A 26,207-nucleotide genomic window follows, 5' to 3' on the forward strand; every position below is an offset into this window, starting at 1 on the left:
TGAGGTTCAAGTGATTGCAATGATCGATAAACAATCTCCCTGGCGGAATCCCTGGATACAAGGCTGGATAGGCTTATTGGTTGTGTTTCTTATCGCCAATATGGTGATGGTTTACCTGGCGGTCAGCCATAATCCGGGTTTGGTGGTGGATGACTACTATGAGCGGGGACAGGAGTATGAAAAGAACATGCTCAAACGGCAGGCGCGTAACCCGGGCTGGCAGATGAAGGTGATAGCACCGGAAAGCGTGGATGTAGCCAAACCGACTCGATTTGGCGTGCGGATCATCGGCAAGGATGGCTATCCTGTCGCACCCGACTCGGTCACTTTCTACGCTTACCGTCCTGCGAACTCAAAGCTGGATTTCTCCGTGCCCATGCAAGCGACCGATTCAGGTGTCTATGAAGCGGATATCAACTTCCCCCTCTTAGGTGTGTGGGATATCCTGATCAGCGCAAAAGATGGGGAAGACGAATACAATCTACCTTACAGGATTAGCGCTGGCGTCCATTAAATACAGGTGACGAGTCTGGTCGGACGCGACTGTTCGTCTGGGCCGTCGTGTCGCCAATCCCTCTCATGCCGGACAACTACTGTCCGGCACTTTGCGTTTGTGATCAGAACAACTGCCCGACGTCCGGCACCCTCAGGCCTGATGATGAGGGGGTTATAAGACCGGAGGGGAGAGTCCTTAAGTGAGTTCCAACAGCCAGAAACCCTGTTTCCACTGCACGCTCCCGGTGTCAGTGGACAATGAAGTGGTGGCGCCAATCAAGGGTAAGCCACAGAGCTTCTGCTGTATCGGCTGTAAGTCGGTATGTGAGGCAATCCACGCCGCCGGCCTGGAAGGTTTCTACCAGCGCATGTATGACGGCACGGCACTGGCGCCTCCTCCCGACCTGCCCAAGGAGCTGACACTCTATGACCTGGACGAAGTGCAGGAAGAGTTTGTCGACAGTCTGGGCGAAACCCGCGATATCCATCTGCTGGTGGAAGGGATCCACTGTGCTGCCTGTGTCTGGTTGATCGAACACTCGCTGCTGAATCTCGCTGGTGTTATGCAGGCACGGGTTAACCTGTCGGGTAGGCGGCTGCATGTGGAGTGGGACAACAGCCGTCTGAAGCTCTCCAGTATCATCCGGCGCTTGGGTCAGATCGGCTATGCCGCCGTGCCCTATGATCCCGATGCGGCGGAAGATCGACTACGGCGCGAAAACCGGCACCTTCTGTATCGCATGGGTTTCGCCGGTTTCACCATGATGAACCTATTGTGGATCTCCATTGCCCTGTATAGCGGTGCTGACAAAGGCGAATTCCGTAGCCTGTTTCAATGGGTTGGGTTTGCCCTGGCAACGCCGACGCTGATCTATTCCGGCTATCCATTTTTCAAAGGGGCCTGGTCCGGAATCCGCCACCTCCATTTAGGTATGGATGTGCCGATAGCGGTGGGAGCGAGCATCACCTACTGCTATTCGATCTATGTCATGTTGAGCGGTTCGACCAGCGCCGAGGTCTATTACGATACGGTCGTCAATTTTATTTTTGTAATCTTGGTCGGCCGTTATCTGGAAGCGATTTCCAAACGCCAGGCGGTGGCATCGACCCAGCGATTGTTGGATCTGCAGCCGCGGGTGGCGACGGTGCTTGGTGCGGAGGGCGAGAAAGTGGTCCCCATCCGTTCGGTAAAAGTCGGTGATCGGGTGTTGGTCAAGCCCGGCGAACGTGTGCCGGTGGATGGGGTTGTGCTGGAAGGAAGTAGTGCGGTGGATGAGGCGATGTTGACCGGCGAGTCGCTGCCGGTTCCCAAACTGCCGAAGATGTCGGTTTCTACCGGCACGATCAATGGGCACGGGGTATTGCAGATTGAGGTGACCGGGCTGCTGAGGGACAGCGCGCTCGGGCGGATTATCCGGTTGGTGGAAGAGGCACAGGCGAGCAAGGCGCCGATTCAGTGTGTGGCGGATCGCATCGTCCCCTGGTTTGTCGCCGTTACCATCGGTCTGGCAACGGCCACTTTCTTCTGGTGGCTGCACACCGATTTCGAGGTGGCGTTAATGGCCGCGACAGCGGTGCTGATCATCACTTGTCCCTGTGCCTTTGGATTAGCAACACCCATGTCTATCGCTGTCGCCACCGGATTGGGGGCACGCCACGGGATTTTGATCCGGAACGGTGATGTGCTCGAACGCTTCTCCTCTATTGATCATTTTGTCTTTGATAAAACCGGTACCCTGACCGAAGGGGCGATGCAGGTCACTGAGGTTCAGGTGGGTGATTGGCATTGGGTACCCGGTGAGGCGGTCAATGACGAAGTGCGTCAATTACTGGGACAACTATTGGCGGTGGAGCAGTTCTCAGAACATCCGGTGGCCGATGCCCTGGTAACCTGCGCCGAGTCGATGGGTTGGCGGCGACAACAGTTGCCGGCTAAGGATTTTGTTTATCGCCCCGGGTTTGGCGTTTCCGCCCAAGTGGAGGGTGAGACGGTTATTATCGGCAATGCGGCTTGGCTGCGCGAGCATGCTATTGTTCCCCAGCCGGTCTTTCAGGCGATGGCGGAGCGTTTGGAGCGGAATGGTAGCGGTATGCTGCACTGTGCGGTAAACGGGGTTGAGAAGGCGTTGATCGGCGTGGAAGATCCGCTGCGAAAAGACGCGGCTGGATTGGTGGCTGACCTGAGGTCGGCCGGGATGCGGGTGACGATGCTGAGCGGTGACCGCCAGGCAACGGCAGAATCGATCGCGGCCCGCCTGGGGGGGATGTCGGTAATTGCCGATGTGTTGCCGGAGCAGAAGGATCAGGTGATCGATCGTTTGCAACAGGACAGCCAACGGGTGGCCATGGTCGGGGATGGGGTCAACGATGCGCCGGCCTTGGTACGGGCCGATGTGGGGATCGCCCTGGGTTCCGGTACCGATGTCTCGATCGCCAGTGCCGATATCGTACTGATGAGCAGTGAATTGGAGAAGGTGCGATTGGCATCGGCGCTATCCAGGCGGACATTACGCACCATCCGCCAGAATATTGCGATCTCGATTGCGTATAATTTGATTATGGTGCCGCTGGCGATGTCGGCCTTGGTAACGCCGCTGGTAGCGGCGATCTCGATGCCCATCAGCTCGCTGTTGGTAATCGGCAATGCGGCACGAATCCGCACCCTGTTCAAAGACAGGCTATGATGAACCGAATGGTGGGAACGGGAGTGGTTGGATGGATGTGATCTACGGTTTGATACCGGGTATGTTGATCCTGGGTTTGGTGGGCGTGGTGGTTTTTTTCTGGGCTGCCAAGAGCGGTCAGTTTGAAGATCTGGAAGGGGAAGCAAATCGTATCTTGATGGATGACGATCTGACACAGAAAAAACCGGCCGCTGAAGAGGCCGAAGCAGAGAAACCTGTTCAGGAAAAAGCCGATGAAACCACGCTGGAGAAGTGACATGTTGTACGACAGCGGTGTTGTATCACAAGCCGGAAATATGCTGTGAAATTGAATGATCCCTTTGGTCGTGCCCAGCGCAAGCAGCAGAGCAGCTACGAATCGCTAAGGCATTCGCTGCTGGCCGCCGGGGTGACGACCCGTGAAGGGGCGGAGATAGTGTTAAAAAATCTGATGTGGAGGGCCTTGGCGATTACGCTGCTGGTGGGTCTGGTTACGATCGGATTGGTGATATTCTTACCGAATATGAGTGCCGCCGTGTTGACCTTCGCGTTCGTCATCCTGTCCTGGTTGGCGGTGACCACCCTGAACGGTTACAGCTTTGTCAGGCGCTTCATTCGGGACGAATTATCCGACCTATAGCGCCCCTTCCCGGGGGTGAATGGTTAATGCTGCAGGGGGGTCATAACCCGGCCAAAGTCGGCCGGATTGACGTATTGAAGGACCTCTTTCCCCTTAGAATTGACGGCAATATCGAGGCCTTTGCTCGGATAGAGCCAATGGACGATGGCCGAGTCCGAATCCGCCAGTTTTTTCTCCGGTTCACCGAAACGACCGACAATAAGCGTTTCATCCAGGTCGGCGGCGGGTATATAGGTGACGACTTTGATCTTCTCCCGGGCAAGGGCTTCCATGTCACGGCTGGACAGTTCTATTTTTTTGGTGCCGCTGCCCATATTGCTGATACGTTCCCCCCGTTCGAACATTTGCGCGGCCCGGGTCTCGGGCAGATCCAGGGTGAGCACCAGGTCGGCCTTCAATCCACTCAGGTAAATTCGCTGGAAGTACGCTTCGACCATGTAGCGATTATCCGGGGTCAGGAAGAGGTTGGCCTTGCCCTGGTCTTGAAATTGGTTGCGCGCCTGGTTGAGATCACTTTTCCCCAGCTCAATGCCGAACACCGTCAGCGTACCCTCATCGTTCACCTGAAGATTCCACGGTAGTTTGGGGTGTTCGTCAATGGTTCGGCCGCCCGGTAACAGGATGGCCGCCGCCAGGGCGAGAAGGGTAATCGCCAGTATGCCGAAAAAGATTTTGCGTTCCACGGGTTCACCTGCATGTGGATGAGAGCGGTTGAGCGGGCAGATTATCCGCGGACATTGTGAATTGTCATGTCTGCCGGCCACATTTAGCAGTTATTCTAACCGACATTGGGTCTGGATAATATGGTGGTATGGATATGGGTAATACGCTCTGGTTTATCAATCTGCTGAAGGATCAACCCTGGATCGGTTTTTTGATCGGCCTGGTTTTTGTCACGATTATGTTCGGATCGAAGAATCTGGTGGTCTATCTCTATTCACGTTCCCGGGAGAAAAAAGCCGACAGGACATGATCGTTCTGATGCATTCTGCTCAGGCAAGTGATACTTTATAGCGCTTATATTCAGGCGTCTGCCGTGCTTAACGCTGATCTGCGGCGGAAGGTTCTGCAGGCCCTTCCGGGAGCAGTTATGAAGTTTGAGATCGGTGAGCAGGAGAGCAAGCGGGCCAAGATCCCCCACGAGATTTTTCTTACCAATCTGGTGGGTAATCATATCCTCTGGTTTATCGCTTCACTGGGACTGGTACGCTCATATTGGCAGCCTCTGGCGTTGGTGCCGCTGGTCTCGATACTACTGCTCGGATTCACTTTGTGGCGGGCAAGGCGGGCTAAGGAGATCGATCCCTGGTATGTCATGTGCCATTGGCAGATCTGTGCCGCGCGTAGCCGAATCTTCATCATGATGCTGTCACTGCTCTCGTTTATCTCATTTCTGGGTTGGGTCGGGTATACCTACTTCGGCATGAAACAGGTGGCAGTGATGGCAATGATCGGTGGCGCGGGGGTATTACCGGTCATGGTGACCGTGCTGGTACTTATCCTCATGGAATCGGATGCGCTGCATCAGGCAGCACTGCAGAAACTGCCTGACCGGATGATCGAACGGTACCCGAATCCGGATATCCAGATATTGGAAGAGTAGCTTGGGTTAATCCCCGCCTGCGGTGCGTTGATTGCACGGGTTAAAGGGACGCTACTGCAATGCGCTCCAGAGCGTGTAGATGCCGAACAGCATCACGGTCACCCCGGCTACCCGGCGTGCCATTTGTGAACGTGCCAGCCGTGCGGCGGCGCCGGCCAGCAAGCCCATCGCCAGCAAATTGGGCAACGTACCAAGCGCGAAGGCGAACATCAATCCGGCTCCCTGCAGTGCACCGCCGGACGAGACTGCGTTGATCAGCATGGTGTACACCAACCCACAGGGAACCCAGCCCCAGATCATACCGATGCCCAGCGCCTGGGTCGGGGTATGCACCGGCATCAGCTTGCGACCGATCGGTTCAATCCGCCGCCAGAGTACCCCGCCTACTCGTTCCAGTCGATTCAGTATCTTCCACCAGTCGGCCAGATAGAGACCCAACAGGACCATGAACAACCCCGCCAGCAGCAACAGTGTCCGCTGTGCCATCTGGATCGGCATCAACTCCGCCAGCAGCAAGCCCAGCCCGCCCATGATGGCACCCGCGGTAACATAGCTGATCAGGCGTCCCAGGTTGTAGGCGACCTGAAACGGGAGTTGCGACGCGATGGATTTACGGCGTGCTTCGGGCAGGCCAAAGGTGAGTGCGCCGACGATGCCGCCACACATGCCGATGCAGTGGACACCGCCGAGTAAGCCAACAATAAACGCGCTGAAGTAGGGGAGCAGGGATTCCATGATTCAGTAGCAAGGATAACAGACCGGGCGCTTTATGGGTTGCGGATTTTCTCCAGATCCTGAGCCATGGCCACCACGTCGTGCGGTGCGCTGAATAGTGCCTGGAACTGCCCTTGCGGGTTGGTCAGGATAATACTTGTAGAGTGATCCATCAGATAGCCCATGTCGCTTTTTTCATTTTCCACCCGCGCGTACAGCACGCCGAGCTGCCGGGTCAGTTTGTCCAGTTCCTGCGGCTCTCCGGTGACGCCCAGGAAAGCGCTATCGAAGTAGGGCACATACTTGGCCAGTACCGGCTGTGTATCCCGTGCGGGATCGATAGTGACAAAGGCCGTTTTGATCGCGCCACGGGTTGAGGTTTTTCTCAACTGGTCGGCCAACCTGGCCAGCATAGCCAGTGTCGTCGGGCAGACATCGGGGCAGTGAGTGTAGCCGAATGAGAGCAAGTGCCACGCTCCCTTGATTGATTCATTGCTGAACGGCTTGCCGTTGTGGTCAATCAAATGAAAGGGTTGCATGGGGTGGGGGTTGGGGATCAGTGTGCCGCTGGATAGGCGGATCGGATCAGCAGTTTCATGGGTCGACCCTTTTCCCCGGTCGAAAAGCTGGAGGGTGCCGAATCCGATCACGGCAAGCATTATCAGGGACAGTATCCAACGCGGCCATGTTGCGGTGTGCGGTTGCATAATACGCGTCCTTCCTAATCGAGCCGATAAGCGCGCTTTAACTGCCAGCTGATCGTCAACAGTGTCAACAGTAGCAGGGCGGCAACCCCATTGTGGGCGACCGCAATCGGTAACGGCAGGTGACCCAATACATTGGTAATGCCTAATCCCACTTGTACGAGCAACAGAGAAGCCAGTATCCAGGCCATTCTTTGGGTGATTTCCGCACGTCCGGCACGATAGAGCAGCACGGAAAGCAGCAGTAGATAGATGACGGTGATCAATGCCCCGATACGGTGAACCAGGTGGATCGCCGTGCGTGCCTCGGCACTGAGAATGCCGTACTCATAATTGATGCCGATACCGTGCCAGAGGGTAAATGCCTGGGTGAAATCCATATTTGGCCACCAGGATCCGGAGTGACAGGTGGGGAATTCGGTACAACCGATAGCGGCGTAGTTGGTGCTGGTCCAGCCACCCAAGGTGATCTGCAGCAGTAGAATGACCAAGCCGATTCTGCAAAAGAGCAGCAGGCGGTCGGGGTGGGCAACGACATAGCGGCTCAATACCGGGCTATACAATCGCAGGGTGAGAATCCACAGCAACGCGGCGGTAATGAAGCCGCCCAGTAGGTGGGAGGTGACGACGGCCGGCTTAACCAGTAGCGTGACGGTCCACATTCCCAACGCTCCCTGTAATGCCACGATCAGTACCAGCAGCCATGGCAACAGTCTGGGTTGTGCCGCCATGGCGCGGTGACGCAGTGATAGAATAGCCAGCAACAGAATAGACAGTCCCAGGATGCCGGCCAGATAGCGATGTGCCATCTCTTTCCAGGCTTTGTGCGTTTCCACCGGCCGGGTGGGGTAGTGACTGTTGGCAGAGGCAATCTGTGGTTCGGTAGTGGGGGCGATCAGGTTACCATAGCAACCTGGCCAGTCCGGACAACCAAGGCCGGCATCGGACAGACGGACATAAGCGCCCAGTACGATCACCACCAGTGCCAACAGGGTCACGGTCAGTGCGATCCGGGCTTGTGTCAGTGATAAGTTCTGCATTGCCATGTCCAAAGTTCAGTGCCTGTGCCACGTGGGGACGTTCTGATTAAAGTCATCCCTGGCTTTATCAGCGCACGAAAACATAAAATATAGTTTTGTGTTTTCTTTATGTTCAATGGTTTACCGTCATCGAAGATGGCCGTACATCCTTGCACTGCTGAAACCGCTGAATGAGTCAGGGGTACCTTCGGTGTAGGTTGTTTATATAGATCAACAGGGTGGGATACAAGTGCTTGGATCATTGAGTCGGAGACAACAGGCTGAAGTGAGGCGTTGGTTGCAGTTGGGTGTACTGGCGTTGGCCATTGCCGGATTGTTCGCGTTCCTCCTGGTACTCTCCCGTTCGCCCGGTATGGAACGGTTTTTTCCCTGGATCGATTTCTTTCACACCGCCCTGGTGGTGCATGTGGATCAGTCGGTGTTGATTTGGTCGTTGGCCATGGCGGGTGTTATCTGGTCCCTCGCCAAAGGATCGGGTGGGATCGGTTACCTGGCGTTGGTGGTGACCCTGCTGGGTACCCTGGGTATCGCCCTCTCCGCATTTGTCGGTGAGGGGGCGCCGTTGATGAACAATTACGTGCCGGTGCTGCAGCGGCCGCTGTTTTTTGTCAGCCTGGGGCTGGTGGGAGTCGGCGTTGTCCTGCGTTTGGTACTGCTGCTGGGCCGAATTCGTTTGGCTGACTTGTTCGATGACGTGTCCGGCCGGGTATCGATTGTGGCATTGACCGTGGCGGTGGCCTGTGCCGCCGCCGTGGGAATCCTCATATATACCGCTTACTATATGCCTGTGGAGCTGGACGGTGTCGCCTACTTCGAATATCTGTTTTGGGGCGCGGGACATGTACTGCAGTTTGCCTACACCCAGATGCTGCTGTTGGCCTGGTTGCTGTTGATGACGGCTAGCGGCGTGCGGCTGAGTGTATCGTCGCGCCTGATCAACGGGTTGTTGCTGCTGGGGTTGTTGCCGATCCTCTGGAGTCTGGTCATTTACCTGAATCATGAGCCGGTCTCTGCCGGCATGCGTATCGCCTTTACCCGGCTGATGCAGTATGGCGGCGGTATACCGGCCATCCCGGTGGGTCTGCTGGTGCTGTATGGCCTGTTTAAGAACCGGCAGCGGGCGACCGGGGCAGAGCGTCCCCTGCGTATGGCGCTCTATTTCTCGCTGTTGTTGTTCGCTTCCGGCGGGCTGATCGCCATGCTGATTCGCGGTGTGAATACGGTGATCCCGGCCCATTACCATGGCTCCATTGTCGGCGTGACCCTGGCCCTGATGGGGTTGGCCTATCTGCTGTTGCCGGCTCTGGGATATGCCAAAGTCGAGGGGCGCCTGGCTACGGCGCAGCCAATTGTCTACGGTGTCGGGCAGATACTGCATATCAGTGGATTGGCGTTTTCCGGTTTTATGGGTATTCAACGAAAAACCGCGGGGGCTGCGCAGGGGTTGGAGAGCGTCAATGCCAAGCTGGCCATGGGCGTCATGGGTATCGGCGGTCTATTGGCAGTAATCGGCGGCATCCTCTTTGTCTGGATTATGTTGCGGGCCTTCTGGCAAGGCCCGCAGCAACTATCGGCCGATTGATCAACTACCCAATTCGGGAATTATCAAGACCAGGTAATGATCCGCCAGCAGTAGTGCAAACAGCAGACTCAGGTAGACAATGGAGTAACCAAAGGTCTTCATGGCGTGACGGTTGTCGGTGCTTTTCCACAGTTTGAAGGCGTGATAAACGAAACCCAGTCCCAGAGCGAAGGCACCTGCCAGATAGAGATAACCACTCATGTGGATCATGAACGGCATCAGTGAAACAGCCAGCAGCATCAGGCTATAGATCAGAATCTGCTGTTTGGTAAAGGCGACACCATGTGTTACCGGCAGCATGGGAATGCTGGCGCGGGCATACTCTTTTCTGCGGTGGATCGCCAACGGCCAGAAATGAGGGGGTGTCCAGACAAAAACGATGAGCAGCAACAGAAACGCTTCCATCGGAACGTTGTTGGTGATGGCGCACCAGCCCAGTAGCGGCGGTGCCGCCCCGGCAAGACCGCCCCAGACGATATTCTGCGGGGTGTTTCGCTTCAGGTAGAGGGTGTAGATAAAGGCGTAACCGATCAACGCCAGAAAGGTCAGTCCGGCCGTCAACAGGTTGATCTGGGTTGCCAGCAGCAACATCGAGACTACACCCAGTAGCAGCGCGAAACTGACGGCGTGTGGCGTGTCCATGTGGCCACTGGGAATGGGGCGCTGACTGGTCCGTTCCATCAAGGCGTCGATACGCTGGTCGAGAATATGGTTGATCACGGCGCCACACGCAGCAGCCAGGGAAATGCCGCTCAGTCCGAACAGGAGCGATTTCAGGGGTATGGCGCCGGGTGTCGACAATAGCATCCCCACCAGTGCCGTAAAGGCGATCAGCAGGACGACCTTTGGTTTGGTCATTTCATAATAACGGCGCCAGGTGATTGATGCCTGATTCTGGATCGAGATTTCAGCCGTTGCCATGGTTTACTCCTGTTGTCCAGTTGCGTGACGCTTTGAGCAGCGTCTCGAGATCTTTCAGTATGTCTTTTGTCGGGCTGGTTTCAGCATAGCCCATCATCAGCATGCCGTTCGGGTCAGCCAGGTAGGTCGCATGAGCCTGATTGATACCTGGGATCGAAAAAAGCGCATTGAATCGGTCCTGTTGATCGGCACTGAGATAAACTATTTTTGCCCCATCGGCATAGGTAGACGGTGAGTTTGTAACAGCATCAGTTGTGCCGCCATCCTGAATCAACAGTCGATCGATCCGGACGCGCTCCGCACCTGCCGCACGCCTTATCTGGCGTAGCGCATGCAGCTGTTGCTGGCAGGTTGTCTCGCAGACGCCGCGGTTGTGGGCAATCAGGATCCAGTGACCGGTGACGCTGTTCCAGTCAAACGGTTGGTCGTTCTCATCCGTCAGTGCCAGCGGCTGCAGCGGTCTGGGGGGTGACACCAGTACACCGCGGTTTTTATGTTTATCCGGCAGCCACTGTGGATTCATGATGAAGACCCAACCGGCAGTGGGCGGCAGACCGAACAGCAGGATAAGCAGTAGCATGGGCCAATAGGATTTTTGGGTCACGACGCCCTGCATTAGCTATTCTCCGCAGTGGTGACAACCGCTGCCCGTTTCAGTGACAGCTTGAGCCACAGTGCCAGTGACAGAAACCCAAAGGTAAACCACTGAATGGCATAACCGAGATGCATGCCCGGGCCGGGCCGCGCGCTGGACCAGGCGCGAGCGAAGCCATGTGGCGAGTCAGGCGACTGCAGAATGATAAAGGGTAAGATGTTCAGCCTTGACCAGGCCCGGTAGTTTTCCAGTGTCAGGAAGGGCCAAAGCGTTGAGGCGTTGGGATCGAACGCCAGCTGTATAGCCGGTGGTGCCGGGATATAGGCTTCGCCACTGAGCGTGACCGGTCCGCTGGGTGTGGCGATTTCCGGTGGCTGATTATCTGCCGAAGCTATCCAACCTCGGTTAACCAATATGTATCGCTCGCTGTTTTGCAGGCGCAGCGGGGTGATGACATGAAATCCCGGTTTTCCCAAATGTTTTCGATTGGTGATCAACAACTGGCCGGCCGGATCGAAATGGCCGCTAACAGAGAGTGTACGGAATACGATCTCATCCGCGTTTGGCAGCTCTCCGTTGAGCGTCATGGGTGGCAGTTTACGACGTGTTTCCATGGTATTGGCGATGCGGCGTTTCTGCTCGGCACGATCCATTTGCCAGAATCCGAGAGTGATAAAAAGCGGCATCATAATGAACAGCATAAGTAAGGTCGGGATCGGTCGTGGTCGAAATTGCAATGTCGGGATCTGCATGGCGGTCTATAGTAGTAGCATAGGCACGCTCCGCTGATTCGCGCCCCCATTTAATTCCCCCGGGAGGAGAGAGGACATCATGGATATCTTTATCAAGCTGCCGGTGATTCTGGTTCTCATCTTTATCGTGGTTTCACTCTTTCAAGGTATGTATTACCTGGCCAAGGATGATGGGAAAAATGATAGGACTCGGGTCGTGAAGGCATTGACCATTCGTATTGTCCTCTCATTTGTTCTCTTCACCCTGCTGATACTGGGGTATCTGAGCGGTATTCTCCAGCCGCATGGCGTTTAGTTCTGCCGCTCAGAACCAGTAGACGAAGATAAACAGCCCGAGCCAGACTACGTCCACAAAATGCCAGTACCAGGCCACCGCCTCAAAGGCGAAGTGGTTGTGGACACTGAAGTGGCCTTTCAGGCTGCGTCCCAAAATCGCCATCAGCATGATGGCGCCCATGGTGACATGGAAGCCGTGGAAGCCGGTCAGCATATAAAAAGTGGAGCCATAGACGCCTGAATGCAGGGTTAGATTCAGCTCCTCATAGGCATGGATATATTCGTACGCCTGACAAATCACAAACAGTAAGCCCAATCCGATGGTGGCCATCAGTCCGCGCACCAGGGTTTTCTGATTATCCTGTTTCAGGCCCCAGTGTGCCCAGGTGATGGTGGCGCCACTGGAGAGTAGCAGCAGGGTATTGATGGCGGGAATACCCCAGGCCCCCATCGGCGTAAAGGTGCCGCCCAGTGCGCCCGGGCCGTGGCTGGGCCAAGCGGGATCAAACTGGTTGTAGAGTAGCTCCTTTGTGGCGCTTAGGTAACCCTCTCCACCCAGCCAAGGCAGGGCAATATTACGTATGTAATACAGAGCACCAAAGAACGCGAGGAAGAAAAACACCTCAGAGGCTATAAACCAGAACATACCCATACGGAATGAGCGATCAACCTGCTGGTTGTAACTGTCGGAGAGATTTTCCGAGATGACGTCCCTGAACCAGCCAAAAAGCAGATAGGCAAAAAGCAGAAGTCCGCCAACGACAATAAATTTACCGACAACGACGCCGTTTATTGCCAGGGCGGCACCGACCAGGGTGGTCAATAATGAGACCATACCGATAATCGGCCAGGGGCTGGGTTCCGGTATGAAGTAGCCAGTATGTGGTTCTGTCGATGCCATAAATCTCAATCCTGATGTGGGGATAGGGCGTTAGCCCTTCTCATGTTTTTTCGATTCAGACTGCGTGTTTTCCAATTTCATAAGGCTGTAGGAGAGCGTTACCGATCGGATCTCTTCCGGCAGATCGGGAGAGATCATGAATCGTAGCGGCATATCCACAGACTCGCCGCCCGTTAGCGTCTGCTGGCTAAAGCAAAAGCACTCCAGTTTGTTCAGGTAAGCGGTGGCCTGCCAGGGCGCTACGCTGGGAATGGCCTGTCCGGTGACCACTTCGCTACTGTGGTTGTGGGCGGCAAAATCAACCTGGTAGAGTTTCCCCGGATGCACCTTGAGATTTCGCTTACGCGGGCTGAAATCCCATGGAAGATTAGGATGGACCGAGGTGTCGAATTTGATGGTGACCAGGCGCGGATCTTCCCGCACCGCTGATCCCCCAGTCGGCTGGTTGATGTTGCCATCTCCGGCGCTACGTATACTGACAGATTGAATGCCGGTAACCTGACACAGCACGCTATACAGCGGCACCAGGGCAAATCCAAACCCAAACATACCCAGCACGAGCAACGACAGCAGCCATACGGTGCGTCGCTTATTACGTGCCTGGGCCTCGGGTGTCATTTTGTTGCTTCCCCCAACACCTTGAATAGGGTTTGCCAAAAGGGGAAGGAGGTAAACAGCACCAGCAGGGCAAAGGCGCCCAGAATCAGCGCCAGCCGGACGTTCTTTCTCCTCAATTCATCGCTTTGCGGATTCATGCCTGTTCCTGCGTGATTTGTGGTGGTGTCTCCCAGGTGTGGAACGGCGGGGGTGAGGGCACTTCCCACTCCAATCCCTTGGCACCTTCCCAAACCTGACCGGTGGCTTTTTCGCCACCGCGTATGGTCTTAATAATAATGTAGAGCAACAGCAGGTGGCTGAAGCCAAAAATCATTGCGCCGATACTGGAGATGACGTTGAACTCGGTGAACATCACGTTGTAGTCGATGATCCGCCGCGGCATGCCGGCCAAACCCAGGAAATGTTGGGGGAAAAAGGTGAGATTAAAGCCGGTGACATTGATCCAGAAAAAGATCTTGCCGAGCCGTTCGTCGTACATGTTTCCGGTCCACTTGGGCAACCAGTAGAACACGCCGGCAAACAATCCGAACACCGCGCCGGGCATCAGCACATAGTGGAAATGGGCGACCACGAACATGCTGTCATGGTATTGCATGTCCGCCGGTACCACGGCCAACATCACACCACTGAGACCGCCGAAGGTGAACATCAGAATGATGGCGACGGCAAACAGCATTGGAGTCTCAAAAGTCATGGCGCCGCGCCACATGGTGGCAATGAAGTTAAAGATCATCAGACCAACCGGAATGGAGATGATGATGGTGCCGATCATGAAATAGCTGACCGCACCCAACGACATGCCAATGGTGTATTGGTGATGCGCCCACACCACCATCCCAATGGTACCCACGGCAATCATGGCACCGACCATCGATTTATACCCGAACAGCGGTTTGCGCGCGAAAGTGGGGATGACGTGGGAGAGTACGCCGATGGAGGGGAGCAGCAGTACGTAAACTTCAGGGTGGCCGAAGAACCAGAACAGGTGCTGGAACAGTACCGGATCGCCACCTCCGGCCGCGTCAAAGAAGCTTGTACCGAAATGGCGGTCGAACAGCAGCATGGTGACGCCACCCGCCAATACTGGGACCACCAGGATCAGCAGGAATGCGGTGACCAGCCAAGTCCAGCAGAAGATCGGCATCTTCATCATGGTCATGCCCGGTGCGCGCATGTTAAGCAGGGTAACAATGATGTTGATGGAGGCCAGTATGGAGGAGATGCCCAGCAGATGGATGGCAAATATCAAGAAGTCCATGGACATGCCCACCTGTACCGAAAGCGGAGGATACAGGGTCCAACCGGTGTTGATCTGGCTGCCGCCACCGGGGAAGAAGGGTACAACGAAAGAGAGAATCAGCATGGTGCCGGCGGCCGGCAATATCCAGAAGCTGAGATTGTTCATTCTGGGGAGCGCCATGTCGGGTGCGCCGATCATTAGCGGAATCATCCAGTTGGCCAGTCCGGCTGCGGCCGGCATGACTGCGCCAAAGATCATCAGCAGGGCGTGGTTGGTCACCAGATTGTTATAGAGATCGGGGTCCAGTAACTGAATGCCCGGCTGGAACAGTTCTGCCCGTATCAGCATGGCACTGGCTCCACCCATAAACAACATGGCGAGTGCAAACAGTAGATAAAGGGTGCCGATATCCTTGTGGTTGGTGCTGAACAACCAGCGCCGCCATCCGGTTGGGTTGGCGTGATGGTGAGTATCATCATGCAAGGTGGTGGTATAGCTCATGTTCCAATACTCCTTCAGCGGGCCTGTTTAACGTCTGAGGGTTGAACTGTATCCCCGGTTTTGTTATCCCAGGCGTTACGCTCGTAGGTAATAATGGCGGCGATTTCCAGGTCATTCAGCGCGGCCCAGGACTGCATCGCGGTGCCCGGTTTCCCATTCAGAACAATTTTCAAGTGGCCTTCGATCGGACCAATGACAACGGGAGACCCATTAAGTGGCGGGAATGCCGGCGGCAAGCCCATGCCATTTACCTGGTGACAGGCGGCACATTTGGTTTCAAACAGCTCTTTGCCTTTGGTGAATAGCTCGTTTTGACTCCAGGTCTTCGATGAGGCGGCTTCTTCCGCTGCGGCGACCTTTAGCGCCTGTTGGTTGTTGATCCACTCCTGGAATTTTTCCGGAGAGACGGCTTCGACAACGATAGGCATGCGGGAGTGCCAGGTGCCACACAGTTCCGCGCACTGACCGCGGAACACCCCTTCGCGATTGAGTTCCGACCAGGTTTCAGTGACATAGCCCGGAATGGCGTCTTTCTTGAAGGCCAGTTCGGGGACCCAGAAGGCGTGATTTACATCGGCAGAGGTATGTAGAAAGCGGATCTTTGTGTTGGTCGGTAAAACCAGGCGGTTATCCACTTCCCGGAGATAGAGATCGCCGGACTTGCCTTTGGGTACAAAGCGGCTCTCCACTTTGATGCCATGATCCAGGTAGTCAAATTCCCACCACCACTGATGACCGGTGACCTTTACGTCCATCAGTTTTTCATCTTTCGGTACATCCCAGACTTTTTTCAACACTGTGTCGGCATTGCTGGCAATGGTCAGGTCAACACCCAGTACCAGGGCCGGGACGATGACCCAGGACCAATTGCCAAACCAAGTGTTGTGGAAGTTCTGATCGGCTTGATAACCGCGGCTCTTCCTGTGGAAATAGAGTGAGTAGATGACGATGGAAAAGACCACGAGCAGCAGAAAGGTGGCTATCTGCATAGTCAGCATATGGATGTCGTAAATCTCCTGGGCGACATCCGCAGCTGGGGTAGGGAAGTTTATGCCGTACTCTGCCTGGGTCGATTGAACACCGGTTAACCCAGTGATTAGCAGAAGCAGTCTGCTAACAATGGTGAATCTCCTGCACATAACTACTCTTCCCCTCTTTTCACACATATACGATTACGGGTCAGATATTAAGCTGCATATCCTGTTTATGACTTGTTACGCGTTACGGGTTTTCTCAAATTGACTTAGTCATGAATTTGCTTGCACCTTGAAACCAGGCTGTCTCCCGGCTTCAGGTTCCGCTCTGTTTAGTTACAGGTGTATCCAACAGGCGGATTGTCAGGTCATCGTATTGCCTGAACTTATTGTTTATACGTCGCTCAGTATCCGGTCTGAGTGGGTTATTAGCAACCCCACGAGAATTAGGGAAACTGGAGCGGCTATTGCATTAAGTCGCCATATGCCGTGGCGAGTTACGGTGATAGGACGTCTGCTCCGGGCTGTAAACACTTAGATTTAGTATGGCTTATTCTTTTCAAAACGCAATGTGCCCCTTTGGACCGGGGGTGTGTGGACAGTGATTATTGGGTGTCGGGTGTAGCGATGAACAGGCGGTGGCTTTGTCTGTGAGAGGAGGGTGGCTTCCCGGGGTCGAGGGTGACGAGGGTTTAATTACCCCTCATTTCTTGGGCTTGAACAGTCATGATAGCCTGATTTATAAGAGGTAAGGCGCATTATCCGATGCGGTCAGAAGAATCAGCAGGATGTTTACATGACGCTTAATCAGAACACGGCCGTTGGTATGAATCTTCCGGTTAGTTTGCCGCCGGTGAGCACCGTCACACTCGATCACCCATGGCGTTGGATTGCTGCAGGGTGGCAGGATTTCAAGGCCGCACCCGGGATCAGCCTCGCTTACGGTATCATTTTTCTGCTAGCCAGCTTCCTGCTCTCGCTGCTCGTCGTTTCGATCGACATGACTTTTTTTATACCGGCTCTGGCAGCCGGTTTTTTTCTGATTTCACCACTCCTTGCCATGGGGCTGTATGACGTGAGTCGCGCTCTGGAGTTGGGTGATAAACCCTCGGTTTTCGGCAGTCTGACAGCCTGGCAGAGAACACCCTATAACCTGTTGGCAATGGGGGTGATCCTGACTCTGGCTTTTCTGATCTGGATGCTGCTGGCCAATATGGTATTTGCCATTTTCTATGTGGGGTTGACGCCAGATTTTAATAACGCACTGGATGTCTTGTTTCTCTCAGGGGACAGCCCGCTGTTCATGGCGGCGGGAATCCTGAGCGGTAGCGTTATCGCGCTGAGTGTGTTTTGTATCAGCGTTATATCGGTGCCGATGATCATGGATAGAAATGCGGATGTCATGAGTGCGGTGATTACCAGTGTGCGTTGTGTTCTCAATAATCCTAAGCCACTCCTGTTATGGGCGGCGTTAATCGTGATGTTTGTGGGGCTGGGCCTCGTCACCCTGTTTATCGGTCTGGTGCTTTTCATGCCGCTGGTGGGACATGCCAGTTGGCACGCGTATCGCGATTTGGTGCAGTCGTCGCCATCGGTTTGAGCGATGGCACTATTTGCGGGATTGTCCCGGTCCCGTTTTACCCCTCTATCTGATTCTTCTTCCCTGAAGTATCTCTGTATCCTCTCGACGCTGTTTGTCCGATGACGGTGCCATACGCCTGATTGTCGTATCGCTGTAGTTGCGTACTCGTTCAGTCGCGGTTTGCCGGTTGCCTGATATGGTCTGAAGAGAGCGGATATTCTATACTACGCCGTTTGCGGCAAATGAATTTCAAATGCCCGCGTGGGGGCTCGATTAGGTCTCTCCGCAGCGAGTTTGGATTTAATATCGTGAACCCGATTCCCCTGGCGATTAACGCGACAACCAAGGTACCCAAATGATCAAGATTAATGAAAACTACCAGAAGCTTCAGGCTTCCTATCTTTTTTCTAATATCGCCAAGCGCGTTAATGCCTTTCAACAAGCCAACACAGATAAGAAGCTTATCAAGCTGGGGATTGGCGACGTTACCCGGGCGCTGCCGGAGGCCTGCGTGAGGGCGTTTCATCTGGCCGTGGATGAGATGGCGAACGATACAACTTTCCGGGGGTACGGTCCGGAGCAGGGTTACGATTTCCTGCGAGAAGCGATTGCCAGGCATGATTTCCAGGCGCGCGGCGCGCAGATTGAGGCCGACGAGGTATTCGTCAGCGACGGTGCCAAATGTGACAGCGGCAATTTCCAGGAAATCTTCTCCACCGATATCACCGTGGCCATACCGGATCCGGTCTATCCGGTGTACGTGGATACCAATGTCATGGCAGGACGCACCGGGGCGTGGAACGCCGAACAGGGGCGCTATGAGGGATTGGTCTATCTTGACGGTAACCGAGACAACGGTTTTATTCCCGGTCTGCCATCCCAGCCGGTGGATCTGATCTACCTCTGTTTCCCCAATAATCCGGCCGGTTCGACGGCGACCAAGGCGCAACTGAAACAGTGGGTCGATTATGCCAAGGCCAATAAGTCGCTGATCCTGTTTGATGCAGCCTATGAGGCGTTTGTGCAGGATGAAGACCTGCCCCGATCCATCTATGAGGTAGAGGGAGCCCGGGAAGTGGCGATTGAGTTCCGCAGTTTCTCCAAGACAGCCGGGTTCACCGGCACACGCTGTGCGTATACCGTTGTACCCAAGGCGTGCATGGCTTACACCGAAGCGGGTGAGGCGGTCTCTGTACATGCTCTGTGGAATCGCCGTCACACCACCAAATTCAATAGCGTCTCCTATCCGGTGCAGCGGGCCGCTGAAGCGGTTTATAGCGCGGAAGGACAGACCCAGATCAAGGAGCTGGTGGCGTACTATCTGAATAACGCCAAGTATATCCGCGAGCAGATGGAAGCGCTGGGTTATGAATGTATCGGTGGCGTCAATTCCCCCTACATCTGGATCGACAGCCAATGCGACTCTTGGGAGTTCTTCGACCGCCTGCTGAATGAAGCCGCCGTGGTTTGCACCCCGGGGGCGGGTTTCGGGAAATGTGGTGAAGGGTATGTCCGGATCAGTGCCTTCAATAGCTTCGAGAATGTAACCGAGGCGATGGAGCGGATCAGTAAGATTCTCTGAGAGCCGTCGTATCGGAAGCGAATTTTTTTAGGATGAACCCCGCACCGGCTAAGCTGGGGCAGGGCTTCTAGCCGCCCAAGTGTCGGCGACTTAACAACTGCAGTGAGTAACCGGAACAGATCATGCCCATCTCCAGCGATTTTGAACAACGTCTCTATCCCCATCTTGACGATATAGCCGAACATTTTGGCACGCCGTTCCATATTTATGACGAACAGGGGATACGCCAGACCGGTGAAACGCTGAATCGTCTCTTCTCCGGTATCCAGGGGTTCAAGGAGTATTACGCGGTCAAGGCGTTACCCAATCCGAGAATTTTGCAGATTATGCGTTCTCTCGGATTTGGCTTTGATTGCAGCTCGACGGCAGAGCTGCAGCTCAGTCGGGCAACCGGTGCCCGTGGCGAAGAGATTATGTTTACCTCCAACAATACCAGCCAGACTGATTTTGCCGCGGCGGCAGCGGATGGCGGTTGCGTGTTGAATCTGGATGACATCAGCTTGGTGGACAAGGTCCCGGAGATGCCGGAGCTGATCTGTTTCCGCTATAACCCGGGCGAACGGCGGACCGGAAACAGCATTATCGGCACACCGGTGGAAGCCAAGTATGGGGTGTCTCACGAACAATTGCTGGATGCTTATCGAAAAGCCCAGGCGCGTGGTGCGACCCGTTTCGGCTTGCACACCATGTTGGCCTCCAATGAGTTGAATTACAGCTACATGGTGGAGACGGCGCGGATGCTGCTGGATACCATAGAGTGGATCTCCGCAGAGTTGGGCATACAGTTTGAATTCGTCAATATCGGCGGCGGATTGGGCATCCCCTACCAACCTGGGGAGCCGCCGTTGGATATCGCGGCCATGGCGGGCGAAATCACCGCGCTATTTAATGATTTTAAACAGCGTCATGGCTATGTGCCACGTATGTATGTGGAGAGTGGCCGCTATATCACCGGTCCGCATGGGGTGTTAGTGACTCGGGCGATCAACCGTAAAGAGATCTACCGCACTTATGTTGGTGTGGATGCCTGCATGTCGGCATTGATGCGGCCCGGAATGTATGGGGCTTACCACCATATTACCGTTCCCGGAAAAACGGGTGACAACGAGGTGGTGGATGTGGCAGGTTCTCTGTGCGAGAACAACGACAAATTCGCCATTCAGCGCAGTTTGCCAAAGATCACCGATGGCGATCTGATTTGCATACATGATACCGGCGCTCACGGGCACGCCATGGGGTTCAATTACAACGGCAAGGCGCGGCCGAAAGAGTTGCTGCTGCGCCGTGACGGAACGGTTGAACTGATCAGAAGGGAAGAGACCCTGGACGATCTATTTGCCACCCTCCAATTCGATCCGGATAGCTATAACCCGTCTGCCTCTTGACGATTGAATGGTGGCCGGAAGCCTAAAAAAGGCATCCGGCCGGATAACCTCAATACCGGTTATTGCGCAATCCAGATCAGTGCCCCGCCCAACAACAGTCGATAGAGGGCAAACGGCAGCATACCGATTTGGCCGATGAGGCGCAGAAACAGGTGGATGCAGAGATAAGCCGAAAAATAGGAGAGGAGGGCACCGCTTGTCATGGCCAGCCAGTCAACGGGTGCCGGATCGGTAATCAGATGCAGTGTCACCAGACTGCCGGACATCAGGATCGTCGGGATTGACAGCAAAAAGGAGAAGCGCGAGGCCGCCTCCCGGGTCAAGCCCAGCATCATGCCGGCGGTTATCGTGATGCCTGATCGGGAGGTACCGGGGACCAACGCCAGCACTTGAAACAGGCCGATGGTCAGGGCGTCACGCCAACGGGTGGAGTATTCATCCCGTGACTGACGGCCTTTTGCGTCATACCAGAACAGCAGCAGGCCGAACAGAATGGTCGTGGTGGCGATGACCCAGATTGAGCGCAGGTCATGTTCTACCACGGAAATGAACAACAGGCCGGTTACCATGATCGGCAGCGTAGCCAGAATCAGCAGCCAGACCATGCGCGAATTGGCTGTCTGAACGCCATTTCGACTCAGCGAGCGGAAGAAGTCGTACGCCATATCCCATAATTCATGTCTGAAATAGGTGGTCACCGCCAGCAGTGATCCCAGGTGAACCGCTACGTCAAACGCCAGCCCCTGATCCTGATAGCCGAACAGCATCGGCGTCAGGATAAGATGTGCCGAGCTGGAGATGGGCAAGAATTCAGTCACTCCCTGCACGATGGCGAGTATGAAAATCTGCAGACTATCCATACCGGTTAAAGGGGTGGGGTTAAAGATGGTTTGTTGATGTGTTGGGGCGCACTAAGTTGCGCGGTGGAGTCGCCTTTGCTATGTATCGGGTTAGGGGCAATTCCACCGGTTATAGGGTTTAGCTCACTCATCGGGTTGGATCTTTTTGTCGACTCAAATTTGGGTAAGCCATCATACCGCCTCATTATGACAATTTCATACGCAATTGTTCGGCGGCTTTGCCGTTCCATGTTCCAGTAGACCGTCGACATTCAACGCATTCGTCAAATCCTGGCAATATGCTATAGACTTACAGAAAAACAGTGATCCAGAGGAGATGGAATGATACCGGTGATTCTTTCGGGTGGTTCAGGCACCAGGTTGTGGCCGCTTTCACGCAGTCAGCATCCCAAGCAGTTTTTACCTTTAGTTACCGAGAAAACCATGCTGCAGGAGACACTGCTTCGATTGGATGGCCTGGAGCAGATCTCTGCGCCTATCGTAGTGTGCAATGAAGACCACCGTTTCATGGTGGCTGAACAGTTGCGCGAAATGGGCGCGACAGCGGAAGCAATTATTCTAGAACCCGTTGGGCGCAATACCGCCCCTGCAGTGGCTATGGCGGCGTTGTCGGCTCCGTCCGACGATGAGTTACTGCTGGTGCTGGCGGCCGATCATGTGATTGGTGATGTGCCGGCTTTTCAGGCGGCGATCGTGGCGGCCGCGGCGGCGGCCGAGGCGGGACAACTGGTGACTTTTGGTGTGGTGCCGACGGCCCCGGAAACCGGCTACGGTTATATCCGGCGGGGCGCTCAGGGACAAGACGGTGCCACCTATGCCGTCGAATCCTTTGTCGAAAAGCCGGATCTGGCAACGGCACGTGGTTACATCGCCAGCGCTGATTATTACTGGAACAGCGGTATGTTTGTGTTCAAGGCGTCGCAGTATTTACAAGCACTGGAGCGCTACCAGCCAGAGATGCTGGCCGCTTGCAGGAAGGCCCATGCAGGCAGCAAACGGTCGCCGGATTTTGTGCGACTGGACAAGGATGCCTTTACCGCCTGTCCGGCGGATTCGATCGATTACGCGGTAATGGAGAAGACTGATCGAGCGGTAGTGGTTCCCCTGGATGCGGGTTGGAATGATGTGGGTTCCTGGTCCGCACTCTGGGAAGTGATGTCCAAGGACAGTCAGGGGAATTCAGTGAAAGGGGACGTGTTGAGTGTCGACACCCATAACTCCTATATTCAGTCCGAGAACAAGTTGGTGGCCGTGGTAGGTCTGGACGACATGGTGGTGGTGGAAACCGATGACGCAGTCATGGTCTCACCCAAATCGCGTGTGCAGGAAGTGAAGCAGATTGTCGAGCTGTTGCGGGTGGCGGGGCGTAGTGAAAGCGAACTGCATCGCAAAGTCTACCGTCCCTGGGGGTATTACGATTCTATCGATATGGGCGAGCGACATCAGGCGAAGCGCATCGTCGTCAATCCCGGCGCCAAACTCTCCCTTCAAATGCATCATCACCGGGCCGAGCACTGGATTGTGGTGAAGGGAACGGCCAGCGTCACCCGCGGCGAAGAGGTGTTGATGCTGACCGAAAATCAATCCACCTATATCCCCATTGGCACCACCCATAGTTTGGAGAACCGGGGGGTCATACCGCTGGAGATGGTGGAGGTGCAGACCGGCAGTTATCTGGGAGAGGATGATATCGTCCGCTTTGAAGATCTGTACGGGCGCACCGAGAGCTGAGCCAATACGGCGCCCGCTGTTTTACATAGCCGCGAAAAACGCGAACCACACGAAAATGGCCGTTGGTGGATGTTGGTTTGCCACCAGTGGAAACAGAGAACGCCTCCTAAGCACCTGGCTGGTAATTTCGTGATTTTCGCTTCTTTCGCGGTTTACAAATGATTGAGAGGTGTCGCCAACCCACCGGGCCGGCGTCAGCTCAACCGTTCCTGGATCTCCTTCTCCAGCGCTTCGAATCGTTCCCGACTGGTGAGCGGTTTGTTGTCGCGGTCGGTGATGAAGAAGGTATCCTCGGCTTCGGCCCCGATGGTGGCGATCTTGGCGTTGATCAGCTTTATTTTACATTTGGCGAAGGCATAGCCGACCTGGGAGAGGAGTCCCGGCCGGTCGTCGGTCAGCAACTTCATGATGGTTCGTTGGTTACCGTAGTCCTGCACGAAATCGATGCGGGTCGGGGTGGAGAAGTGCTTGAGACGTCTGGGGATGCGGCGTGATACCACCAGATTGGCTGATTCGGGGTTAATCAGCGACTCTCTAAGCAGTTCGCAGATCTCCTCTTTCCTGCCGACTTCCTCGACCGGGCTGCCATCCTGTTCCAGTACCAGGAAACTGTTTAAGGTGAGGCCGGTATGGGCCGTTTCGATACGGGCGCTGACAATGTTCAGTCCCAGTTGATCCAGCAGGCTGGTGGTAATGGCGAATAGGTCATCGCGATCCGTGGCGTAGAGGAAGATTTCAGTACCGCCACGGGTGCTGGATTTTCGCAGTAGCACCAGTGGTAGCTGTTCGTCTGTGCTGGCCAGAATCATGCGAGTTTGCCAGGCAATCTCTTCCCAGGTGTGGTAGAGAAAATAGTCGAGACTGAGTGTGCTCCAGTGAGCCACAGCGCTATCTGGATCGACACCCTCCGATTTCAAAAGGTGGAGCGCGCCGGCCTGTTTGTTCTGTACGATTTCATCCCGTTCCTGGGGATTCTGCAGGCCCCTTAACAACGCCTGTTTGGTGGTGATATAGAGCTCCCTGAGCAGCGAGTTTTTCCAACTGTTCCATTTTTTTGGGTCGGTGGCGCGGATATCTGCCAGTGTCAGCAGGTAGAGGTAATCGAGGTGCACCGGGTTTTTTACCGTCTGGGCAAAATCACGGATCACATCCGGGTCACTGGTGTCCTTACGCTGGGCGGTAATCGACATCAGCAGGTGTTTTTCCACCAGCCAGGAGACCAGGCGGCTATCGTAGTCGCTTAGACCGTGCAGTTTGCAGAAGTCCCAGGCATCCTTGGCGCCCAGCTCCGAATGATCGCCGCCGCGGCCTTTGGCGATGTCGTGGAAGATGGCGGCGATATAAATCAGCTCCGGCTTCGGCAACTTCTCCATGATGTCACTGCAGAGGGGGAATTCGTGGCGGTATTGGGGGACGGTTAGACGGCGCAGGTTGCGCACCACGAACAGGGTGTGTTTGTCGACGGTGAATACATGGAATAGATCGTACTGCATCCGGCCTACAATATTCAGAAACGCCGGGATATAGCGCGCCAGGATCCCGTAACGGTTCATGCGGCGCAACTCGTGGGTGATGCCGACGGGTTGGCGCAGAATCTCCATAAACAGGCTACGTGCCCGTATATCGGCACGAAAGTCGTCGTTGATCAAATGGCGGTGTTTGCGGATCAGCCGGATGGTGCTGGCCCTAACGCCGTTGAGTTCCGGATGTTGCTCCATGACCAGGAATAGCTCCAGCAGTGCCAGCGGGTACTGGACGAAGATATCCTGGTGTACCACCTCCAGAAATCCACTGCGGGATTGGAAGCGGCGATTGATCGGCTTGGGTTCATCCAGGTGGCATTTCAGCAGGATCACTTCCTGGAACAGTTGCAGTAGCATTTCGTTCATCCGCCGCAAACGTAGTGCGGTGCGATAATACTGCTGCATGAACTTCTCGACAGCCAGCTCGTGTTTATCGTCTTCATAACCGAATTGAGTGGCTAGGGTGCGCTGATAGTCAAACAGGATACGGTCTTCGCGACGACCGGTTAGGAGATGAAGGGCAAAACGGATGCGCCAGAGATAGTCCTGGCAATCCATCAGGTCCAGGTACTCTTCTTCGGTCAGAAAACCGTGTACGACCAAGTCATGCATGGTCTTGGCGCCATAGTGGCGTTTGACCACCCAGCCCACCATCTGGATGTCACGAAGACCGCCCGGACTCTCCTTGATATTGGGCTCCAGATTGCTGATCGTCTCCTCGTAACGCAGGTAGCGCTGTTCCTGCTCTTCCCACTTGGCGGTGAAAAATCGTTCGCTGGGCCAGATGCAGTCTGGCCCGGTAGCATCCTGCATCTGATGGAACAGCGATTCCTCTCCGGCCAGTACGCGTGCCTCCATAATGTTGGTGGCGACGGTAATGTCCTGTTTCGCTTCGGTAACGCACTCCGCAACCGTGCGTACGCTATGACCTACCTCGAGCCCGATGTCCCAAAAGAAGGTAAGTAGTTCGGCCAGAGTTTCCGAATAGCGTTCGGGATCCCTGTCGTCCAGCAGAATCATCAGGTCGATATCGGAGCCGGGATGAAGTTCCATTCGACCGTAACCGCCGACCGCTATCATGGCCGCTTCCGCCTCGGCCGGCATTTTCAGTTTCCAGGCCTGAATCAACAGGTTATCAACCATCTGGGCGCGCAGCGCTACCAATGCGGTAATCGGATCACCCTGCTCAAAACGGGTCTTGAGTACTTGGTAGATTTGCTTGATGGCGTCCCGGAATATCGGCAGCGGGTTGGCATCCCCTTCAAGCTGACGGGCAAACTGCTCGGGGTCGAACCTCATATCTGTTGTCATGAGTAAAAGCCGGG

26 protein-coding genes are annotated in these 26,207 nt (G+C 55.0%); 12 read left to right on the forward strand and 14 right to left on the reverse strand.

Annotated elements, in window-relative coordinates:
* Positions 1–19 precede the first annotated feature (19 nt).
* The 4 genes from ACQY5R_RS09975 (at position 20) to ACQY5R_RS09990 (ending at position 3,798) form a co-directional block, all read left to right on the forward strand.
* Positions 20–514 (forward strand): FixH family protein, encoded by a 495-nt coding sequence (locus tag ACQY5R_RS09975; protein WP_428607675.1) that lies wholly within the window; start codon positions 20–22, stop codon positions 512–514.
* A gap of 181 nt (positions 515–695) precedes the next feature.
* Entirely contained in the window at positions 696–3,179 is a 2,484-nt protein-coding gene (locus ACQY5R_RS09980) for a heavy metal translocating P-type ATPase (RefSeq protein ID WP_428607677.1), read from the forward strand.
* Between the two features lie 31 nt (positions 3,180–3,210).
* Positions 3,211–3,435, forward strand: a complete 225-nt coding sequence (gene ccoS / locus ACQY5R_RS09985; protein ID WP_428607680.1) for a cbb3-type cytochrome oxidase assembly protein CcoS — start codon at positions 3,211–3,213, stop codon at positions 3,433–3,435.
* 45 nt (positions 3,436–3,480) lie between these two features.
* Complete coding sequence (locus ACQY5R_RS09990) at positions 3,481–3,798, forward strand: hypothetical protein (RefSeq protein ID WP_428607682.1); 318 nt, start codon at positions 3,481–3,483, stop codon at positions 3,796–3,798.
* 23 nt (positions 3,799–3,821) lie between these two features.
* Here the strand turns inward: ACQY5R_RS09990 and ACQY5R_RS09995 are convergent, their stop codons facing one another.
* A complete protein-coding gene (locus ACQY5R_RS09995; protein ID WP_428607684.1) occupies positions 3,822–4,481 on the reverse strand; it encodes a hypothetical protein in 660 nt (219 codons plus the stop codon).
* Positions 4,482–4,609: 128 nt separating this feature from the next.
* Between ACQY5R_RS09995 and ACQY5R_RS10000 the strand changes: the two genes are divergently transcribed.
* Both ACQY5R_RS10000 and ACQY5R_RS10005 read left to right on the forward strand, forming a co-directional pair.
* Positions 4,610–4,771 (forward strand): hypothetical protein, encoded by a 162-nt coding sequence (locus tag ACQY5R_RS10000; RefSeq protein ID WP_428607686.1) that lies wholly within the window; start codon positions 4,610–4,612, stop codon positions 4,769–4,771.
* A gap of 117 nt (positions 4,772–4,888) precedes the next feature.
* Entirely contained in the window at positions 4,889–5,401 is a 513-nt protein-coding gene (locus ACQY5R_RS10005; RefSeq protein ID WP_428607688.1) for a hypothetical protein, read from the forward strand.
* Positions 5,402–5,452: 51 nt separating this feature from the next.
* On the opposite strand, the gene ACQY5R_RS10010 is transcribed toward ACQY5R_RS10005, so the two are convergent.
* From ACQY5R_RS10010 to ACQY5R_RS10020, 3 genes are all read right to left on the reverse strand, one after another.
* Positions 5,453–6,136: a sulfite exporter TauE/SafE family protein gene (locus tag ACQY5R_RS10010; protein ID WP_428607691.1), complete on the reverse strand. Its 684-nt coding sequence runs from the start codon at positions 6,134–6,136 to the stop codon at positions 5,453–5,455.
* A gap of 32 nt (positions 6,137–6,168) precedes the next feature.
* Positions 6,169–6,774 (reverse strand): SCO family protein, encoded by a 606-nt coding sequence (locus ACQY5R_RS10015; protein WP_428607694.1) that lies wholly within the window; start codon positions 6,772–6,774, stop codon positions 6,169–6,171.
* Positions 6,775–6,836: 62 nt separating this feature from the next.
* A complete protein-coding gene (locus ACQY5R_RS10020; RefSeq protein ID WP_428607697.1) occupies positions 6,837–7,859 on the reverse strand; it encodes a COX15/CtaA family protein in 1,023 nt (340 codons plus the stop codon).
* Positions 7,860–8,100: 241 nt separating this feature from the next.
* Between ACQY5R_RS10020 and ACQY5R_RS10025 the strand changes: the two genes are divergently transcribed.
* Positions 8,101–9,441: a cbb3-type cytochrome c oxidase subunit I gene (locus ACQY5R_RS10025; protein WP_428607700.1), complete on the forward strand. Its 1,341-nt coding sequence runs from the start codon at positions 8,101–8,103 to the stop codon at positions 9,439–9,441.
* On the opposite strand, the gene cyoE is transcribed toward ACQY5R_RS10025, so the two are convergent.
* The 3 genes from cyoE to ACQY5R_RS10040 are packed head-to-tail and all read right to left on the reverse strand — an operon-like array spanning position 9,442 to position 11,646.
* The gene (gene cyoE, locus ACQY5R_RS10030; protein WP_428607703.1) at positions 9,442–10,362 is read right to left on the reverse strand and encodes a heme o synthase; all 921 of its coding nucleotides are present in this window, start codon (positions 10,360–10,362) and stop codon (positions 9,442–9,444) included. It lies immediately after the preceding gene.
* Entirely contained in the window at positions 10,349–10,978 is a 630-nt protein-coding gene (locus tag ACQY5R_RS10035; RefSeq protein ID WP_428607706.1) for an SCO family protein, read from the reverse strand. The genes cyoE and ACQY5R_RS10035 overlap by 14 nt, the downstream gene beginning before the upstream one ends.
* On the reverse strand, positions 10,978–11,646 hold the full coding sequence (locus ACQY5R_RS10040) for an SURF1 family protein (RefSeq protein ID WP_428607709.1): 669 nt from the start codon (positions 11,644–11,646) through the stop codon (positions 10,978–10,980). The genes ACQY5R_RS10035 and ACQY5R_RS10040 overlap by 1 nt, the downstream gene beginning before the upstream one ends.
* A 142-nt stretch (positions 11,647–11,788) precedes the next feature.
* On the opposite strand from ACQY5R_RS10040, the gene ACQY5R_RS10045 reads away from it, so the two are divergent.
* A complete protein-coding gene (locus tag ACQY5R_RS10045) occupies positions 11,789–12,004 on the forward strand; it encodes a twin transmembrane helix small protein (RefSeq protein ID WP_428607712.1) in 216 nt (71 codons plus the stop codon).
* A gap of 9 nt (positions 12,005–12,013) precedes the next feature.
* Here the strand turns inward: ACQY5R_RS10045 and ACQY5R_RS10050 are convergent, their stop codons facing one another.
* The 5 genes from ACQY5R_RS10050 to coxB are packed head-to-tail and all read right to left on the reverse strand — an operon-like array spanning position 12,014 to position 16,411.
* A complete protein-coding gene (locus ACQY5R_RS10050; RefSeq protein ID WP_428607715.1) occupies positions 12,014–12,886 on the reverse strand; it encodes a cytochrome c oxidase subunit 3 in 873 nt (290 codons plus the stop codon).
* Between the two features lie 30 nt (positions 12,887–12,916).
* The gene (locus tag ACQY5R_RS10055; RefSeq protein ID WP_428607718.1) at positions 12,917–13,504 is read right to left on the reverse strand and encodes a cytochrome c oxidase assembly protein; all 588 of its coding nucleotides are present in this window, start codon (positions 13,502–13,504) and stop codon (positions 12,917–12,919) included.
* Positions 13,501–13,641, reverse strand: a complete 141-nt coding sequence (locus ACQY5R_RS10060; protein ID WP_428607721.1) for a hypothetical protein — start codon at positions 13,639–13,641, stop codon at positions 13,501–13,503. Before ACQY5R_RS10060 ends, ACQY5R_RS10055 begins: the two co-directional genes overlap by 4 nt.
* The gene (gene ctaD / locus ACQY5R_RS10065) at positions 13,638–15,245 is read right to left on the reverse strand and encodes a cytochrome c oxidase subunit I (RefSeq protein WP_428607724.1); all 1,608 of its coding nucleotides are present in this window, start codon (positions 15,243–15,245) and stop codon (positions 13,638–13,640) included. The genes ACQY5R_RS10060 and ctaD overlap by 4 nt, the downstream gene beginning before the upstream one ends.
* 14 nt (positions 15,246–15,259) lie before the next feature.
* Positions 15,260–16,411: a cytochrome c oxidase subunit II gene (coxB, locus tag ACQY5R_RS10070; RefSeq protein WP_428607727.1), complete on the reverse strand. Its 1,152-nt coding sequence runs from the start codon at positions 16,409–16,411 to the stop codon at positions 15,260–15,262.
* Between the two features lie 604 nt (positions 16,412–17,015).
* Between coxB and ACQY5R_RS10075 the strand changes: the two genes are divergently transcribed.
* The 3 genes from ACQY5R_RS10075 to lysA all read left to right on the forward strand — a co-directional run bounded on the left by ACQY5R_RS10075 (position 17,016) and on the right by lysA (position 20,768).
* The gene (locus ACQY5R_RS10075; protein ID WP_428607730.1) at positions 17,016–17,819 is read left to right on the forward strand and encodes a DUF2189 domain-containing protein; all 804 of its coding nucleotides are present in this window, start codon (positions 17,016–17,018) and stop codon (positions 17,817–17,819) included.
* Between the two features lie 337 nt (positions 17,820–18,156).
* Positions 18,157–19,383, forward strand: a complete 1,227-nt coding sequence (locus tag ACQY5R_RS10080) for an LL-diaminopimelate aminotransferase (protein ID WP_428607733.1) — start codon at positions 18,157–18,159, stop codon at positions 19,381–19,383.
* A gap of 122 nt (positions 19,384–19,505) precedes the next feature.
* Positions 19,506–20,768, forward strand: a complete 1,263-nt coding sequence (gene lysA / locus ACQY5R_RS10085; protein WP_428607736.1) for a diaminopimelate decarboxylase — start codon at positions 19,506–19,508, stop codon at positions 20,766–20,768.
* A 59-nt stretch (positions 20,769–20,827) separates the two neighbouring features.
* Here lysA and ACQY5R_RS10090 read toward each other — a convergent pair whose 3' ends face one another.
* Complete coding sequence (locus ACQY5R_RS10090) at positions 20,828–21,628, reverse strand: undecaprenyl-diphosphate phosphatase (RefSeq protein ID WP_428607739.1); 801 nt, start codon at positions 21,626–21,628, stop codon at positions 20,828–20,830.
* Positions 21,629–21,949: 321 nt separating this feature from the next.
* Here ACQY5R_RS10090 and ACQY5R_RS10095 point away from each other — a divergent pair, with 321 nt between their 5' ends.
* Entirely contained in the window at positions 21,950–23,359 is a 1,410-nt protein-coding gene (locus tag ACQY5R_RS10095; RefSeq protein WP_428607742.1) for a mannose-1-phosphate guanylyltransferase/mannose-6-phosphate isomerase, read from the forward strand.
* 194 nt (positions 23,360–23,553) lie between these two features.
* Here the strand turns inward: ACQY5R_RS10095 and glnD are convergent, their stop codons facing one another.
* On the reverse strand, positions 23,554–26,181 hold the full coding sequence (gene glnD / locus ACQY5R_RS10100) for a [protein-PII] uridylyltransferase (protein ID WP_428607743.1): 2,628 nt from the start codon (positions 26,179–26,181) through the stop codon (positions 23,554–23,556).
* Between the last annotated feature and the right edge of the window lie 26 nt (positions 26,182–26,207).

The organism is Sedimenticola sp., from assembly GCF_050289425.1.
Taxonomy (GTDB): domain Bacteria; phylum Pseudomonadota; class Gammaproteobacteria; order Chromatiales; family Chromatiaceae; genus Sedimenticola.

Excerpts from the sequence above, each read along its gene's own strand:
- ACQY5R_RS09975 (WP_428607675.1), top strand. The coding sequence starts at position 20 with ATGATCGATAAACAATCTCCCTGGCGGAATCCCTGGATACAAGGCTGG.
- ccoS (WP_428607680.1), top strand. The coding sequence starts at position 3,211 with ATGGATGTGATCTACGGTTTGATACCGGGTATGTTGATCCTGGGTTTG.
- ACQY5R_RS10000 (WP_428607686.1), top strand. The coding sequence starts at position 4,610 with ATGGATATGGGTAATACGCTCTGGTTTATCAATCTGCTGAAGGATCAA.
- ACQY5R_RS10005 (WP_428607688.1), top strand. The coding sequence starts at position 4,889 with ATGAAGTTTGAGATCGGTGAGCAGGAGAGCAAGCGGGCCAAGATCCCC.
- ACQY5R_RS10010 (WP_428607691.1), bottom strand. The coding sequence starts at position 6,136 with ATGGAATCCCTGCTCCCCTACTTCAGCGCGTTTATTGTTGGCTTACTC.
- ACQY5R_RS10015 (WP_428607694.1), bottom strand. The coding sequence starts at position 6,774 with ATGCTTGCCGTGATCGGATTCGGCACCCTCCAGCTTTTCGACCGGGGA.
- ACQY5R_RS10020 (WP_428607697.1), bottom strand. The coding sequence starts at position 7,859 with ATGCAGAACTTATCACTGACACAAGCCCGGATCGCACTGACCGTGACC.
- cyoE (WP_428607703.1), bottom strand. The coding sequence starts at position 10,362 with ATGGCAACGGCTGAAATCTCGATCCAGAATCAGGCATCAATCACCTGG.
- ACQY5R_RS10035 (WP_428607706.1), bottom strand. The coding sequence starts at position 10,978 with ATGCAGGGCGTCGTGACCCAAAAATCCTATTGGCCCATGCTACTGCTT.
- ACQY5R_RS10040 (WP_428607709.1), bottom strand. The coding sequence starts at position 11,646 with ATGATGCCGCTTTTTATCACTCTCGGATTCTGGCAAATGGATCGTGCC.
- ACQY5R_RS10045 (WP_428607712.1), top strand. The coding sequence starts at position 11,789 with ATGGATATCTTTATCAAGCTGCCGGTGATTCTGGTTCTCATCTTTATC.
- ACQY5R_RS10050 (WP_428607715.1), bottom strand. The coding sequence starts at position 12,886 with ATGGCATCGACAGAACCACATACTGGCTACTTCATACCGGAACCCAGC.
- ACQY5R_RS10055 (WP_428607718.1), bottom strand. The coding sequence starts at position 13,504 with ATGACACCCGAGGCCCAGGCACGTAATAAGCGACGCACCGTATGGCTG.
- ACQY5R_RS10060 (WP_428607721.1), bottom strand. The coding sequence starts at position 13,641 with ATGAATCCGCAAAGCGATGAATTGAGGAGAAAGAACGTCCGGCTGGCG.
- ctaD (WP_428607724.1), bottom strand. The coding sequence starts at position 15,245 with ATGAGCTATACCACCACCTTGCATGATGATACTCACCATCACGCCAAC.
- coxB (WP_428607727.1), bottom strand. The coding sequence starts at position 16,411 with ATGTGTGAAAAGAGGGGAAGAGTAGTTATGTGCAGGAGATTCACCATT.
- ACQY5R_RS10075 (WP_428607730.1), top strand. The coding sequence starts at position 17,016 with ATGACGCTTAATCAGAACACGGCCGTTGGTATGAATCTTCCGGTTAGT.
- ACQY5R_RS10080 (WP_428607733.1), top strand. The coding sequence starts at position 18,157 with ATGATCAAGATTAATGAAAACTACCAGAAGCTTCAGGCTTCCTATCTT.
- lysA (WP_428607736.1), top strand. The coding sequence starts at position 19,506 with ATGCCCATCTCCAGCGATTTTGAACAACGTCTCTATCCCCATCTTGAC.
- ACQY5R_RS10090 (WP_428607739.1), bottom strand. The coding sequence starts at position 21,628 with ATGGATAGTCTGCAGATTTTCATACTCGCCATCGTGCAGGGAGTGACT.
- ACQY5R_RS10095 (WP_428607742.1), top strand. The coding sequence starts at position 21,950 with ATGATACCGGTGATTCTTTCGGGTGGTTCAGGCACCAGGTTGTGGCCG.
- glnD (WP_428607743.1), bottom strand. The coding sequence starts at position 26,181 with ATGAGGTTCGACCCCGAGCAGTTTGCCCGTCAGCTTGAAGGGGATGCC.